Source organism: Chryseobacterium lathyri (assembly GCF_030812195.1).
Taxonomy (GTDB): Bacteria; Bacteroidota; Bacteroidia; order Flavobacteriales; family Weeksellaceae; genus Chryseobacterium; species Chryseobacterium lathyri_A.
In genome coordinates this window covers 501078-516804 of record NZ_JAUSSF010000001.1, presented here as the reverse complement: position 1 = coordinate 516804, position 15727 = coordinate 501078, and the positions used below count along the sequence as shown (strand labels likewise).

General features: G+C 37.6%; 13 protein-coding genes. 4 read left to right on the top strand and 9 right to left on the bottom strand.

The features are described from left to right. The first annotated feature begins 71 nt into the window (after window positions 1–71). Together J2T03_RS02390 and J2T03_RS02385 are read left to right on the top strand one after the other, a co-directional pair. On the top strand, window positions 72–557 hold the full coding sequence (locus J2T03_RS02390; RefSeq protein WP_307209211.1) for a hypothetical protein: 486 nt from the start codon (window positions 72–74) through the stop codon (window positions 555–557). Window positions 558–591: 34 nt separating this feature from the next. Continuing rightward, window positions 592–972: a DUF7079 family protein gene (locus J2T03_RS02385; RefSeq protein ID WP_307209208.1), complete on the top strand. Its 381-nt coding sequence runs from the start codon at window positions 592–594 to the stop codon at window positions 970–972. A gap of 46 nt (window positions 973–1018) precedes the next feature. Here the strand turns inward: J2T03_RS02385 and uvrA are convergent, their stop codons facing one another. The 5 genes from uvrA to J2T03_RS02360 form a co-directional block, all read right to left on the bottom strand. Continuing rightward, a complete protein-coding gene (uvrA, locus tag J2T03_RS02380) occupies window positions 1019–3850 on the bottom strand; it encodes an excinuclease ABC subunit UvrA (RefSeq protein ID WP_307209207.1) in 2832 nt (943 codons plus the stop codon). 255 nt (window positions 3851–4105) lie between these two features. After that, the gene (locus J2T03_RS02375; RefSeq protein ID WP_306842865.1) at window positions 4106–5035 is read right to left on the bottom strand and encodes a DUF3829 domain-containing protein; all 930 of its coding nucleotides are present in this window, start codon (window positions 5033–5035) and stop codon (window positions 4106–4108) included. 28 nt (window positions 5036–5063) lie between these two features. Beyond that, window positions 5064–6947 carry a type VI secretion system baseplate subunit TssF gene (locus J2T03_RS02370; protein ID WP_306842867.1) on the bottom strand — a complete coding sequence of 628 codons (1884 nt, stop codon included), beginning with the start codon at window positions 6945–6947 and terminating at the stop codon, window positions 5064–5066. A gap of 25 nt (window positions 6948–6972) precedes the next feature. Further along, entirely contained in the window at window positions 6973–7413 is a 441-nt protein-coding gene (locus tag J2T03_RS02365; protein ID WP_111958003.1) for a GPW/gp25 family protein, read from the bottom strand. Window positions 7414–7575: 162 nt separating this feature from the next. Further along, the gene (locus J2T03_RS02360) at window positions 7576–8991 is read right to left on the bottom strand and encodes an APC family permease (protein ID WP_307209205.1); all 1416 of its coding nucleotides are present in this window, start codon (window positions 8989–8991) and stop codon (window positions 7576–7578) included. Between the two features lie 143 nt (window positions 8992–9134). Here J2T03_RS02360 and J2T03_RS02355 point away from each other — a divergent pair, with 143 nt between their 5' ends. Further along, window positions 9135–9644, top strand: coding sequence for a DUF4920 domain-containing protein (locus J2T03_RS02355; protein WP_306842871.1), 510 nt, complete (start codon window positions 9135–9137; stop codon window positions 9642–9644). Window positions 9645–9806: 162 nt separating this feature from the next. Here J2T03_RS02355 and J2T03_RS02350 read toward each other — a convergent pair whose 3' ends face one another. Further along, a complete protein-coding gene (locus J2T03_RS02350) occupies window positions 9807–10916 on the bottom strand; it encodes a M14 family zinc carboxypeptidase (protein ID WP_307209204.1) in 1110 nt (369 codons plus the stop codon). Window positions 10917–11722: 806 nt separating this feature from the next. On the opposite strand from J2T03_RS02350, the gene J2T03_RS02345 reads away from it, so the two are divergent. Next, window positions 11723–12259, top strand: a complete 537-nt coding sequence (locus J2T03_RS02345; RefSeq protein WP_306842875.1) for a helix-turn-helix transcriptional regulator — start codon at window positions 11723–11725, stop codon at window positions 12257–12259. Window positions 12260–12318: 59 nt separating this feature from the next. Here J2T03_RS02345 and J2T03_RS02340 read toward each other — a convergent pair whose 3' ends face one another. The 3 genes from J2T03_RS02340 to J2T03_RS02330 all read right to left on the bottom strand — a co-directional run bounded on the left by J2T03_RS02340 (window position 12319) and on the right by J2T03_RS02330 (window position 15725). Continuing rightward, window positions 12319–13338 (bottom strand): T9SS type A sorting domain-containing protein, encoded by a 1020-nt coding sequence (locus J2T03_RS02340; protein ID WP_306842877.1) that lies wholly within the window; start codon window positions 13336–13338, stop codon window positions 12319–12321. Window positions 13339–13564: 226 nt separating this feature from the next. Further along, window positions 13565–14731: a proline dehydrogenase family protein gene (locus J2T03_RS02335; RefSeq protein WP_307209203.1), complete on the bottom strand. Its 1167-nt coding sequence runs from the start codon at window positions 14729–14731 to the stop codon at window positions 13565–13567. Between the two features lie 64 nt (window positions 14732–14795). Then, window positions 14796–15725, bottom strand: a complete 930-nt coding sequence (locus J2T03_RS02330; protein ID WP_306842880.1) for a UbiA family prenyltransferase — start codon at window positions 15723–15725, stop codon at window positions 14796–14798. Window positions 15726–15727: the final 2 nt, after the last annotated feature.

The window sequence follows — 15727 nt, the reverse complement described above, 5'->3', positions numbered from 1 at the left end:
GAAATAGTGTTTCAAATTTATTCTGTATCTTTCAGTTACCAAAAAAATATCACACCAAAACAAATAAAAATATGGAAGTTATAACACCAAAAGGAGCTCATGCAGGGCAATTGGAGCCTATAAAGAAATCATTGATTTCTAACGGACTGCTCTCCGGCCAGGATGATATCATCAATTACAATACCGGAATATGTCATGATGTGGTAGCCTATGCTCTTTATATGCGGGGCGCCTCTATAAGTCCGAGTGAATTAGCCGGGCTACGCGGACTCAGCTGGCTTAATAAATTTAATTATCCGGGAGGAGAAAAATGGGATGGGTATTCTATCATTCCAAAAGGAAAAGCTATCGGTTTTTACAGAGTCCGGGACAAAAAATGGTTTCATTCCGCTGTTACTACAGGAAATGGTGCAGAGATTCGTTCCGTGAACGGATTTTCGTTAGGAACTGCGTGGTCTGTTCCTGCAGATATGAAATGGGTTCTGGGCAAGAAGAATGAAGACGGAACCTTTAACTATGACAGTGCAAAAATAGAAGTGTACATATCTTCTCTATAACAGAGTCCGATTCTCATTATTCAAAAATTGTATAATGTCAAAGTCCATCCATAGTAAAGAGCGAAAACCTGTCTGGATCGCTCTTTCTGATTTTTACCTGGATACAGAACTGCAGGATTTTAATTTCCGATATATTGCCAAAACTATTATTGAAAGTCCATATACTTTTGAAGAAGTGAAAACTATTAATATGTACGAGGTTTTTCCTGTTCTTCAATCCAATCTGTTGCAGCCTGCAGGTGAATGGGCCGGTTTTAATGAAAAGTGGCTGGTTGAAGCTATTACCAATTATCTTGAAACAAAAAACAGTTCTGATGACACAATGATCAATACCAGCTATAAAAAATATGGTTGGATGCAGGAAGATTACTGGCTGCAGCTGGAAAGTACTTATAATGAAATGCTGAATAAGTAAAAGCCACAACGTACATTGTGGCTTTCTATATTCTATCTTTAATTATTTATTCTAATTCTCTTTTTAGGAACTTCCCGGTCAAGCTCTTCTTAGATTTCACAATCTCTTCAGGAGTTCCCTGAGCGACGATCTGCCCCCCATGTTTTCCACCTTCGGGTCCTACATCGATAATATGGTCTGCCAGTTTGATTACATCCATATTATGTTCAATGATGATGAATGAGTTTCCTAGTTCTACCAATTGGTTGATAGCTTCCATCAGGATCTTTACATCTTCAAAGTGAAGCCCTGTTGTAGGTTCATCTAAAATATATAGTGTATTTCCCGTCTGCCTTTTCGAAAGCTCCGTAGCAAGCTTGATACGTTGTGCCTCTCCTCCTGAAAGCGTTGTAGATTGCTGTCCCAAGGTAATATAACCCAATCCGACATCCTGAAGGGTCTTTACCTTAGCAAAAATCTTAGGAATCGGCTGAAAGAAATCTACTGCTTCACCAATCGTCATATCCAAAACATCGGAAATAGATTTTCCTTTGTACCGCACTTCCAGGGTTTCCCTGTTGAAACGTTTTCCGTTACAGGTTTCGCAATGTACGTATACATCGGGAAGAAAGTTCATTTCAATGACTTTCAGACCTCCTCCCTGACAGGTTTCACATCTTCCTCCTTTTACATTGAACGAGAATCTTCCCGGCTTATACCCGCGGATCTTACTCTCGGGAAGCTCTGCAAAAAGATTTCTGATATCTGTAAACATCCCTGTATAGGTTGCAGGATTTGAACGCGGCGTTCTTCCGATAGGAGTCTGGTCTACATCTACAATTTTATCAATATTATCCAGGCCTTCTATCTTTTTGTAGGGAAGAGGTTCCTGAACTGCTCTGTAAAAATGTTTATTAAGGATCGGATATAAAGTCCCGTTGATCAAGGAAGATTTTCCGCTTCCTGAAATTCCTGTTACCACAACCAATTTTCCTAATGGAATGTCAAGGGTGACATTCTTCAGATTATTTCCTGTAGCACCTTTTAACAGTATATTTTTACCATTTCCTGCTCTTCTTTCTGCAGGAACTTCTATTTTTCTTTTTCCGTTGATGTACTGTGCTGTGATGGTATCTGCTTTTAACAGGTCTTTCGGTTTTCCCTGCCATAGTATCTCTCCTCCGAATTTTCCGGCTCTCGGGCCAATATCCAGTACCTCATCGGCTTCGAGGATCATATCTTTATCATGTTCTACAACAATGACAGAGTTTCCGATATCTCTGAGGTTTTTCAATGAACTGATCAACCGCTCATTATCCCTCTGATGAAGTCCTATACTTGGTTCATCGAGAATGTACAGAACATTCACAAGCTGCGACCCAATCTGAGTGGCAAGACGTATCCTCTGGGATTCTCCGCCTGAAAGGGTTTTAGAGCTTCTGCTTAAACTCAGATAATCTAATCCTACATCCAGAAGGAACTGAAGCCTTGTTTCTATTTCTTTTAGGATTTCGTAGGCAATAATTTTATGTTTTTCTGAGAATTTATCTTTAACATCTGATAACCATTCTTTTAAATCGGATAAGCTTAAAGCATTTACCTCAGCAATATTCTTTCCGTCTATTTTAAAGCTTAAACTTGCAGGCTGAAGACGGGTTCCACCGCATTCAGGACAGGTTTCCTCGGTCGTAAAGTGTCTTTCCAGAAGTACTGCCTCGTAAGATTCTCTCTCGTCAATGATTTCCTCCATAAAGGCAATCAAACCATCGAAGCTTATTTTTATCTTTTTGGTAATTCCTGCGTATTTCAGATCTTTATTAAATTCTTTATGACACCCGTTATAAATGTAATCCAGGGCTTCTTCCGGAATATCCTTCATAGGTGTTGCCATGCCCAATCCGAAGATCTCCAGAATATTTTTGATCTGTGACAGTATCCATTTGTTGGATTTAATGTCTTCCAGCGGCAAAAGCCCACCCTGGTTGATGGATAGCTTAGGGTTTTCAATAAAGTAATCTGTATTGATCTTTTTGATCGTTCCTAAACCTTTACATTCCGGACAACTTCCTTTCGGTGAGTTGAAAGAGAATGTATTGGGTTCCGGAAGAGCAAGTGAATGTCCGGTTTCGGCATCCATCAGGTTTTTCGAGAAGTATTCAATATCTGTACCACCCAGTTTCTGGATTCCAATGATCCCCTCACCCATTTCCATTGCGGTACGCAGGGATTTCTCCATTCTGGTCTCGGAAGCATTTTCACCGATGATCCACCGGTCGATCACAATGTCAATATCATGGGTCTTGTAGCGGTCCAGCTTTAGATCATATTCTATATCCTGCAGCTCGCCGTCGATTCTTGCCTGGCCGTAGCCTTTTTTTGCCATCTGTACGAAAAGCTCGTGGTAATGCCCCTTTCTTGAACGTACTACAGGCGCTAGAAGCATTATTTTCTCGCCTTTATAATTTTCCTTGATTGTTTCCAGAATCTGGTCTTCTGTATAGCTTACCAATCTTTTCCCTGTAGACAGAGAGTAGGCATCAGAAACCCTTGCATACAACAGACGCAGATAATCATACAGCTCGGTAACGGTTCCTACGGTAGACCTGGGGTTTTTATTGGTGGTTTTCTGCTCGATGGCAATTACGGGAGAAAGCCCTTCTATCTTATCTACATCCGGCCGTTCCAGACCGCCCAGAAACTGACGTGCATACGCCGAAAATGTCTCTATATAACGACGCTGTCCTTCGGCAAAGATGGTGTCAAAAGCCAAAGATGATTTCCCGCTGCCGGAAAGTCCGGTAATTACTACCAGCTCGTTGCGTGGGATCTTTACATTAATATTTTTAAGATTGTGTTCACGTGCTCCGTAAACTTCTATATATTCTGTTGATTTGCTCATAATTTGGAGTGATCCTGCCTGAAAATCACGATGTGCAAAATTACGGAATTTTATGGAATTGTATGAACCTGAAAATTTTTATTCAGGCTTAATTTTAGTTAAATTTTTAAGCATTCTGAAATATTTAATTTCTTCATGAACTACGCTTGTAAACTTTTGTTTATGCTATGGAGACCTTATCTTTAAGATTACTATACTGAAATAAAAAAGACTGATACATTGCATCAGTCTTTTGTTATAGGTTTATATTTGTTCTTATTTCACAAATGAATTGTATGAGTTCAGTACAGATTCATAGGAGGAATCAATCTGCTGGATATCGCTGTCAGAAATTTTCCCTGCGCCTTTAGCATTACGGATGAGTTTTCTGTAGGTATCCAAAAAGCTGGATGCACTTTTATTGAAGCTTTCAAACAATGATCTTTTGTAAGAATACTGCGGATCTTTTACATTGAATTCTAATTTTGAATTGGCCTCCACTGTTTTTGCAAGCTCATCATACTTTTTCTGAGCTTCCGCTTCACTGAATTTTCCTGAGTACTGTTTATCCAGCACATCAATATTAGAGTCCAGAGAATTCATCACTTTTTTGGAAGAAATGATATATTCTTTCATTGGATGATCTTTCAGAATTACTTCTTCAGCGGCATCCGTTGCGGGCTTGATCTTCGCCACTACATTTTCTCCCGAGGTAAATAAAGCCTGGGCTTCGGTTTCGATATCCTTTGTGATGGCATCTGCTTTTGCACCTTTGTCGTCTTTATAATCTTCAGAGTTCATGTAGGATTTAAGCTCTTCAAACTTTTTCTCTATAGTTTCCTTTTTAGCTTTATAGGTATTAAAGTCTGCTTCTATTGCTGCCTTGTCTTTCCCAAAACCTGACGGTATTTCTTTGATCTTGCTGAATGCATAATCCATAGAACCGATTACAGGCATTATCATAGCATTTTCCCCTTTTGCTTTCGCTACGGCTCCATCTGCATATCTCAGAATACTTTCTATATGCTTGGATGTATTCTTGTAAGAATCCACAAAGTTGTTATTGAACTCAATAATAGCATTAGCTTCATCTGCACTGCCAAGATTCAGAACAGATTTCCCAAGTTTACTGACGTCTTTTTTACAGCTGATAATACTGACTGATGTAAAGGTCAGAGCCATGGCAAGGACGATAATCTTTCTCATATTTTTATAGTTTAGGTTTAGTTATAATTTATACTTCGTCAAGATCGATATCTTCATTGCTTATTTTCACTACATATTCGATCCCGTCAATTGCTTTGGAAATGATTTGGTTTCTAAGGATATTGGCCATATTTTCCCAATAAGCCCTTCCGTAAAAGGAATAATTCTGCGGAATGATCTCTATTTCAACAGTTCTTACAAAGCCCTCTTTTGGACGATTGCTGATCATGGTTCCTCTTCTTACCCTTACCTCTTTCACCTCATCTTTCAGGACCATTCTGCAGTAGTTTTTAACATCTTCCAGGGAAATGATCTTGTCTCTTGTGGTTAAGGCATATCTGTAAGCCTGAATGCTATCTGTTCCTTTCTGTTCCTCTGAACCGCCTATAGTCTCTGTGAGAAGCACAACGGTCTGTGATTTCAGCTGATTGGAAAGTTCTGTTCCCGGACGCATATGATTGGCCAGCGTGCAATGTGTAACCCAGAATGAGGCATATGTGTGATCTGTTTTTTCTACAGGCTCCATGATGACATAATTCAGTTCCTGCCTTATATTTCTCTTTGCATTGTTCACTTTCTGAACCATGGTCTTCATTTTGTCAGACATTTCGCTGAGTACTCCTTTTACATTATCCCTGTTTAACAGTGAAAATGCAGCAATCTCGTCCCTTGTCAGCTCCAGGACATTAGCGATCATATCCACAGCATTTCTATTGGTGAAACGCTCCATTCCGCCTTTTCTTACCGTATACAATCCTTTTTTAAGATCATCAGCAGGAGTAAATGGAATCTCGGTATATTTTCTTCCGTCTCCATCCTGAACTTCATCCACATACAGGAAATGTTCGCCTTCGTCTGTAACCAGAGGAATATTGTTTCCCATGATATCCAGGCTGTATTCTGTCTTTTTCCAGCCTCTGTTGTAAATAGGGAAAGCATTCATTACAAATGAAAAATTATCTAAGATCTCAGCAGAAAACTGCGGAGGGAATTCAAAAGTTAACCATAAATAGCGTTTGTCTCCGATCTGTTTTCTGATCTCTTCTTTTTCGTTAAGAAAGTCGAGGTTTTGCGGCAGTACCCCCGGCTCCGAAAAAAGACTGCTTGAAAGTCCTGTGATCTCAATGAATTTATGACGGTAAATACTTTTAATATCTTCAATAGCTTTATTCCGGATCGACTGTTCCCTGAACATCTGCTCATATCCGTCCTGCTGGCTGTTCGTAAGATAACTCAGCCCTTCTCTTACAAATAAAGGGTTCCCATTACTGGTGACGGTAATATAAGGAAGAAGTTTGTAGACGAAATCTATATGCTCAAAAGCAGGATTGGAACAGAATACGCTGATATATTTAGGGAAATTTTCGCTGACATACCTGCTGACATCTACTCCTATTGTAATCTTTCTGTAGTCTTCGGGTTTTCCCTGGAATCTTGCTACCGGTATTTTATTCAGCCTGTCATCTACACTATAACAGGTATTGCCTACAAACATTATTGCCGTCTGTATCTTGTTGATTCTTACATTTCCTACCGGTGTAAAGGGAATATTAAGCTGCTTGTCCGATTCTGATTTTACCGTTGATGTCATCTGTTTACGGAAAAAGAATTCGGTATGTTCCAACAGGACTTCCGAAGACTCGTAAGGCAGTGTAAAAGCAACCGCATGGGCCGGAATCGGATGGGTATAAATGGATGGTGTCAGAAGTTTTGCCAGCTTTTCAAGGATTCTTGCATTTACTGTCTGAATTTCGTTATTAGCCTTAAAAACTTCTGTACTGAATGCGTCTATCAGTAGTTTTACAAAAGGATCCAGAGACTGCGGGCTTTTCAGTCCCCACACTTTGGTAGCGTTCTGAAGCATTCTTGCCTTTACAGATTCTTTGGAATATATATTTTGATCTAAGTTCATAAATTTTTCTTGCTTTTAAAAACAATTAGTCAATAGACATCGGGCTTAAAAATAATTCGGTAGAAAAGCTGAAACGCTCTCCCGTTGCCTCCATTTTTGCATTGATGGCAATTCTTACTTTCTTTTTGATCTCTGTGTGTTCTTTGGTATCGTAGCTGTGCTCTACAAATTGAATGTGAGCATCAATCTGTGGATTTACGATGCGGGGTTCATATTCCTGAATCTGCCTTCTGAGGCTTTTAATGAAAACGCTTTCCCAAACGGCACTGGTAACTCCATTATCGAATTCCAGATTCCAAACGTCGTTTCCATAATTGTCATCATATCTGTTTTCGCCTTTTTTGGTGGTGATCAGCAGCATGATATTGTGCGCAATGCTTTCGCCCATGTCGCAGATATCAATGCTTCCTCCTTCAGTCATTAATGTTGAAGGCACGAAAGGCATTCTGTAATTTGGTGTGTCCATAGTCAGCTTCTTATTTACATAGTCTAGTTTTCTTAAAAAGAACTACCAAAATACACATTTTCATGAAATAAACAGGAAAAGAAATCAAAAATCTCATTGAAAAAAGGGCTTCCAAACGAATTTGAGAGCCCTGCTATAGTATAGAAACGGTTAAGTTTTATTCTATTGATCCGTCTGTTCTTTCCTGTTAATGAAATAATACACCGGAAGTCCCAGGAGCACCATTAAAAATCCGGGCCACGTATATTGCTGTTTGTAGATGAGGAGAAGTACGCAAAATCCTGTTCCTATCAGAAGATAGATAATAGGTGTTACGGGATAAAGCCAGGTTTTATAAGGTCTTTCAAGATCCGGTTTTTTAAATCTTAAATAAATAACCCCGAAAACTGTGATCATATAAAACAAAACGATCACAAAAGAGATCATGTCCAGAAGATTACCGTACTGTCCGCTAAGGCATAACACCGAAGCCCAGATTCCCTGCATCCATAAAGCATTCTCCGGAACATCATTTTTATTGTTTTTCTCTGCAGATTTAAAAAACATTCCGTCCTTTGCCATTGTCTGAAATACTCTGGCTCCGGCCAAAATCAGCCCATTGTTGCATCCAAAAGTAGAAATCATTACAAGAACTGCAATAATGATTGTCCCTGCACTTCCGAAAATATTCTGTGATGCTGCCACAGCTACCCTGTCATTGGCTGCGAAAGCAATGCTGTCCCTGTCCAAAGCATTCAGGTATACATAATTGACTGCCAGATAAAGGATCATCACTGCAGAAGTTCCATAGATCATGGATTTCACAATATTTCTCTTAGGATTTTCCACTTCTCCGGAAACAAATGTTACACTTTCCCAGGCAACTGAACTGAAGACAGATCCTACCATGGCTGCTGCAATACCTCCAAGCAGGGTCATTCCACCAATCGGTTCCCAACCTTCTTTAAGGAAATTACCGCTTATGTCTTTTTTAAGATTATTGAATGAATCAAAACCCAGACTGAAATTTTCAGCTAAATGAGAAAAATCTACCAATATAAATCCTACAGCGATCAAGCCTAGCAAAGCTATAATCTTTGAACCTGTAAATACATTCTGGAGCAGTTTTCCACTCTGTACACCTCTTGTATTAATATAAGTAAGTAAAAGGATAACAGCTATCGCCAGAATCTGTATCCATGTGATCTTGAATTCTCCACTCTGGAAAAGGGGCGCAGCGTCATTCAATGAAGGGACCAGATAAGCTGTGAATTTACCGAAAGCCATTGCTACTGCCGCAATAGTTCCCGTCTGAATTACTGTAAATAAACCCCATCCGTACAGGAATCCCATCTTTTTTCCAAAAATCTCTTTGAGATAAGTGTATTGCCCTCCTGCTTTTGGAAACAGCGCTGAAAGCTCTCCATAGCTGATTGCTGCTGCTACAGTCATCACTCCGGTAATGATCCATACTGCGACCAGCCAGAAACCGGATCCCAGATTCCGCATCATATCGGCACTTACAATAAAAATTCCGCTTCCAATCATCGATCCCATTACCAGCATAATGGCGTCCCAAAGTTTCAGTTTTTTCTGCATAGTCAAGTATAGGTGTCAAATATAAACAAATCTGACATTGATTTTGGTATTTGTTTAAAATTTACTGCATCACCTGCTTTTTATCAAGTTTTTATCGAATTGTTATTCAATTTTAATTAGTACTTTTGGAAAAAATATTAAAAATGAAATTCAAGGCTATATTATTTGCAGCAGCTGTAAGTATTTCTACTTTAGCTTTTGCGCAGGAGACCTCACAGAAAAAGTCTGGACCGCCGGCAGGAAATGCTATTGTAGGGGATGCATACGGAGCTGGAGTAACTTCAGAATCTAAAGCTATTACTGTAGATAAGCTGAACAAAAAGCTTAAAAAAGACAATAAAAAAGTTGAAGGCGTTGCTGTTAAAGGAAAAGTAACTGATGTATGCGAGAAAAAAGGATGCTGGCTTACTATTCAGACTGAAGACAATTCTCAGTTTTTCGTAAAAATGAAAGATTATGCATTCTTTGTTCCGACAGCTTTAAAAGGTAAAAATGTCGTATTGGAGGGTACTGCAGAAAGAAAAGTAACTTCAGTGGACGAACAGAAGCATTATGCTGAAGATGCTAAGAAACCTCAGGCTGAAATTGATGCCATCACGGCTCCTAAAGAAGAGATCAGGTTTGTAGCCAATGGTATTAAAGTGGTAAACTAATTCTTTATATAACAATAAAACGTCCTCAAAAGTAATACTTTTTGAGGACGTTTTGTTTTATGCTTTCACAGATTGAGTACATCTGGCGGATTAGTGTTTTCTTTTTGAGCTAATTTAAATTTTAGACTTAAATTAATCTATCAAATGGAGGCTGCTATATTTTTAGTCTTCTATTGTAAATTCTGCAGGTGCATCCAGTTTCGGATACTTGGTAGCCGCTACGAATTTCTTTCCTGTACAGTCTATTTCCAGCCAGCCTTTTCTTTTTTTCACATCTCCCACTTCCATTACAAATGGTACAAATGATATTTCATCCTGCCCTTCTTTCATAATTTCGCGGTACTGAACTGCAACATCGAGAATGCATTCATGATCTGTATTCAGCTTTACATTTCTGTAAATAATATCGTAATGTGTTTCCTGGTTCTCGGGAATTTCAAGGTATTTCTCCCATCCTTCCGTATCCGAGTTCAGTTCACTGATTGCTTTTAATGCATAATATAAAGCAATCGTATAGTATTTCCTCGTTCCCTTTCTTGTATAATCATCTATAAAATGTCCGCCCTCAAATAAAATAGTTGGCATTCCTGACTTAATGAAGTTATCGCCCGTGGAAGTAGGATAAAATTCATCAGAATATCTACCAATCTGATTCGGGATTAATTCTTTTAAATGATCATAAATACTGCCTATTACAGCCATGCATTTTTTCCTGTTATCAGTTATAGCACGCTCTTCATTTTCAGAAGGTGCCAAAAATGAGAGCGTTGCCGGATGTACCCCGTCTGTAGTAAAAATAGTTCTTTGTTCATGCAGATTTAGTGCATAATCATATTTTTTTAAGGCGACAGCTTTTTTAAGAAATTTAATTTCTGTACTGGATTCATTATGAAAGTCTCTGTTCAGGTCAATATCGGCAGCATTCAGCCTTGTCCATCTTTCTGATCCGTCAGGATTGAGCATAAAAATAAAGTCCAGCCTGATCTTACTGAAAAGATCCTCTTTCATTTCAGGAGCCTTATCCAAAGTTTCAAGAAGGTCAAGCATTGCATGGCTGGCGTTGGATTCATTTCCATGCATTTGTGACCATGCAAGAACATTGATGGCTCCTGTTCCTATACTCAACTGATAAATAGGCTTATCTAAATATGATCTTCCAATCTCCTGAACATAATCGCTGAGATTAGTCTGTAGGTAAGAAAATAATTTTTCCGGGGAAATATAGCGGTTTGAGAAATTAGGATTCGGAGAATAGAGCTGTTCAAAATTCATTCTTAATAATTTACAAGAGTCAAATTTAATAAATTTTAGTCAGAAAAACACAGTTTACACTTGTAACAAGTCTAAACATACACAACTGCCATTTTGTCTGTGGATAAAATTGTTAATTGAATATAATATAAATTCATTTATTTAACTATCTTAATTTGAGTCATTTACATTGTTTATATCAATGGTATTCATAACGTTACTTTAAGTGTTAAGAAGCCTGTTTATCGGTAAATAGGTATAATTTTATTAAACAATATAATTGTGGAAAACTTAGCCTTTAACAATAATATACATATGTAAATTTATATTTTTATCCTTTATTTATTAAAATCCGACCAAATTCTGAATTTAAAGAGCTTTTTATTACTTCAAAGCTTTCAGAAAATAATAATACATTTTAAATAGCATATAACTGATTAATAACTAGACATATATGTGTTATTTACATTTATATACACAGTATAAATCCATTTTAATCTCTAAATCCCAATTGTTATATTAAAGTTTAAAGTAATACATAATATGCTGTTAATAAGTTATTTAAGTTATATATTCGCAAAATTAATTATTTTCATAAGAGAATCTATTTAGTCTTAATATGTATGCAAATTTACATACTTAAAAAAGTAATTTACTAGGCTCAATTACTTATTCTACCTAAAGCATGAATATAAAGCTCTGATTATTAGTTCAATTTTATTAGTTTACATTTGTGTATTTAGAATTTATAAGATTTGTTTACTTTTGTAATTTGATTATGTAAATTTAATTATTTACATTTGTAACTTAATTAACAACTTATTTTTATGAGTTTAAATGAGAGAATTTCAAAAGTCATAGAGTATTCCAATCTCAGCCCTTCCGAGTTTGCAGATGAGATTGACGTACAACGCTCTTCCATTTCGCATATCACTTCCGGAAGAAACAAACCATCTCTGGAATTTATTATAAAGATAAAATCAAGCTTTCCGGAAATTCTTTGGGACTGGCTGGTTACGGGTGAAGGTGAAATGCTGAAATCTGAATTACCAGAAGTAAAACCTGCTTCAGAAGAAAGACCGGAGGATGAGAAAGGGAAACCTACTCCGCTACCCGATCTGTTTACGATGATGAAGGATGATGAAGATTTCGGAGCTGAGGAAGAAATTGATACTCTGAAAGAGAGCCCTCGAGAATCGTTTATACCGCCCACATATAAGACCCAGGAAAATTTATCCAATTCTCAGCGATTAGAACATCCGAATAAAAATATTATAGGTCAATTCACTGATAATCAAGAAAATAAAATAAAAAGAATTGTACTCTTCTATGAAAACGGAAAATTTGAAAGTTTTGAGCCATAAAAAACCCGGCTAAAGAAAATGGCCGGGATAAAAAAATAGTTGAAGAAGAAAACTACAGCTTATTGCTTTATTAGTTTTGTAAGTTTTGTATGTCCGTCTTCATTTCTGATCCTCAGAATGTAATTTCCTTTTGGCAAATCTGAAACGCTATACTCTTCGGAACCTCTCAAGGTTCTTACTAGTTTTCCGGAAACATCCATAATTTCCACACTGCTTATGTTGAGCTTTTCAGGATTATTGATTCTGAAATGGTCTTTTACCGGATTAGGATATACCTGGACCCTGTTGTCATACTGCATGGTTTCCTGTGTCCCTAGCGTAGTCACTGTAAACGTAATAACAAACGGCATATCTAAAGCGACATCTGGAGCTGAAGTAGGGTTTCCGGCATCAACTAGAGAAGTCCACGTTCCTAAAATGGCATCAAATTGTTTAGCATTAAAGGCAGGAAGTCCACGGCTTCCAACGATAGTAACCGGTGGTAAAAAGCCTGCATTGGCCATCACAACATTCTGCAGCTGATACTTTATCCAGTAGGTTCCGGCTCCAAGGGTAACCGGTGTATTAGCTGTTATTTTCCATATTTTTCTGAGGGTACCGGGTACTGCAGCAACGGGTACAACAGTATTTCCAGTCCTGTACATGGTAGCGTCTGCTCCTGCAGAAAACCTGTTGGTGGTATCATCTCCAAATACACTTACAGCCCCTGTTACGGAAGGGTCCGAACTGAGTATGTTTACCCTTACCGTATTAAAAGGAGCTGTAGTTCCTGCATAATTTGTCTGATAGGCAAAAAAATCTATGGTTGTAATCTGCCACGAACTTCCGGCTGGAATAGTAAAATCATCAGCAAGAAAAAAACTTGCTGCAGATGAACTGGATGTTCCGCCCAAACCAAGACTGGTATTGGACTCTGTAGTATTTCCTGTATTATTTTGAAGTTCAGACCATGTATATCCGGCAGGTGCCGCTGTTCCGCTTTTAGAAGTAGCTCCAGTACTTAAACCTCCGTTATTATAAGTCTGGGCTATGCCAAAATTAGCCGCTATAAAGGCAGCAATAAGTAATGCTTTTTTCATAATATTAGTTTTTAATGGTTTAAACCAAATATAACCAATAATAATGAATAAAATATTATAAATTAAATATTTTTATTATATAATTAATTAATTTACGAATATAATGAATTATAATCAATACAAGCAGATGTTTGAAATTACATTAAATACAGCCTTTTATATGGATATAAAGAAATCAAAAGACCTGCAGAAAAACTGCAGGCCTCATATAGTTTAAAAAATAGTACTATTTCTTTCTTCTTTCCAGTTCTTTCTTGATAAGACCTAGCTCTCTCCCGGTTTGTCCGGCCACAGATGTATTCTCTCTGGCTCTTCTTGTAAGGTAAGGCACAACATCCTTTACAGGCCCATATGGAAGGTATTTAGCCACATTATAGCCTTTATCTGAAAGATAGAAGGTAATATTATCACTCATTCCGTAAAGCTGCCCAAAATAAATATGAGGATTTCCGTTTTCAAGCGCCTTGGATTTCATTTTATCCATCACCAATTCAGATGAGATCTCATTATGAGTCCCAAAGAATGCAGATACTTTATCCAGATGATTCATTACAAAATCAATACCGGCATTATAATTCCTATCTGAAGCTTCTTTATTGGGCTGGATAGGGTCTGGGTATCCTTTTTCTGCCGCTCTTGCTCTTTCCTTCTCCATATAGGCCCCACGAACGATTTTATATCCTATAAAATAATTCTTTTCTCTGGCTCTCTGAAGATGGGCTTCCATATATTCCAGTCTTCCGGTTCTGTACATCTGGATAGTATTCCAGACGATTGGTTTTTCCCGGTTGTATTTCTCCATCATTTCTTCGCAAAGCTGGTCTGCAGCATCCTGCATCCAGGTTTCTTCGGCATCTACCATTACTTTTTTGTCATTCTCATGGCAAAGATTGCATACCTCATCAAATCTTCTTACAACCCTTTCCCATTCTTCTTTCTGACTTGAAGTAAGTTCAGTACCGCTTCCTACCGCCTCATACAGATCAATTCTTCCAAAAGCAGTCGGTTTGAATACAATAAAAGGAATAGCAGGATTTCCCACAGAGAATCTAATGATATCTTTGATTTCTTTGCATACCGCATTAAAGGTTTCCTCATCCTCTTTACCTTCAATAGAATAGTCGAAAATACTTCCCACTCCTCTTTTGAAAAGCTGTTTTACCACCTTCATACTTTCTTCACGCGTCTCACCACCACAGAACTGTTCAAACAAAGTGCTTTTTACAATCCCGGTCACGAAAGGAAAATTATTGTGTACCGTAAAATTAAGAACAGAAGTTCCAAGGCTGGTAAGAGCAGGCTGTTCAATCATTTTAAACATCCAGTACGCCTTTCTCAATTGTGCATCAGACTTGTCTGCAAATGCAACTTTAGTATCGTTAAAAATGGGCATTCCTTTTTATTAAATTTAGTTTTGCAAAGGTAATAATAACCTCAGTTTATTTAAAGAAAATTTTCTACAATTTACTTTCGATTCCATTCAAAAGCATAGCAATGATTCCTACAAAAACCCAGAATCTTAATAGGTTGAGAGTGAAGAATTTACTCCTTCTTGTAGATGTAAGCAAAAGATAAATACAGAAGATCATTACAAACATGCCTCCGGTAAAGTAATACGCCATAAAACCCGATATACCTGTTTTAGTAATAAGTTTCATAGAAACAGCCATTGTGGTAATCAGTAAGGAGATGATAATGATCTGGGTATTTTTATTTTTAAAATAGTTTGGAATTGTTGTATATCCGAATGCTTTGTCAACGCTCTTTGTGAGCATATCTTTCACAATATCGATACACAGAAGGATCAGAAAAAGAAAAATAGCCATCAGCAATACCTTTTTGGAAAAGGTTTCGTAGTATACCATCATTCCGAAAAAAGGATATAATGTAAGGCTTACAAAAGTAAGATTATTAATGATCAGTAGCCGGCTTAACTTATGGCTGTAAAACCACATAAAGAATTGGTATACAAGAAAAAAAACAAAGACCTTATGGGAAATCATCCATGCGACCCCAAGAGAAATTGCAGTCAGAGCCAGATAAGCATATAAAAAATATTTCTGCTTGATAAAGCTCTGAATTCTGGTCCGGAACGGTTTTACCACATGATCTTTTTCCAGATCATAAAACTGATTGATGATTCCGCCGGCCAGGATGGTTATAACGGTACAGAAAATAATGCCGTGTACTTTAAAATCGAATACAAATTTCCTGAATGTTTCATCCTGATTAAAGAGGAAAAAAGTAGATACATACAAGGCAAATGTAAGGAGTGCTGCCACAAAAAAACGGGCACCGATGAGAAAACCCACGAATTGTGAGAATCTGTAAAATATAGATTTAGAGATATAATTTTTAGACTGGAAAGGTTCTTTTTCAGAATTCATTC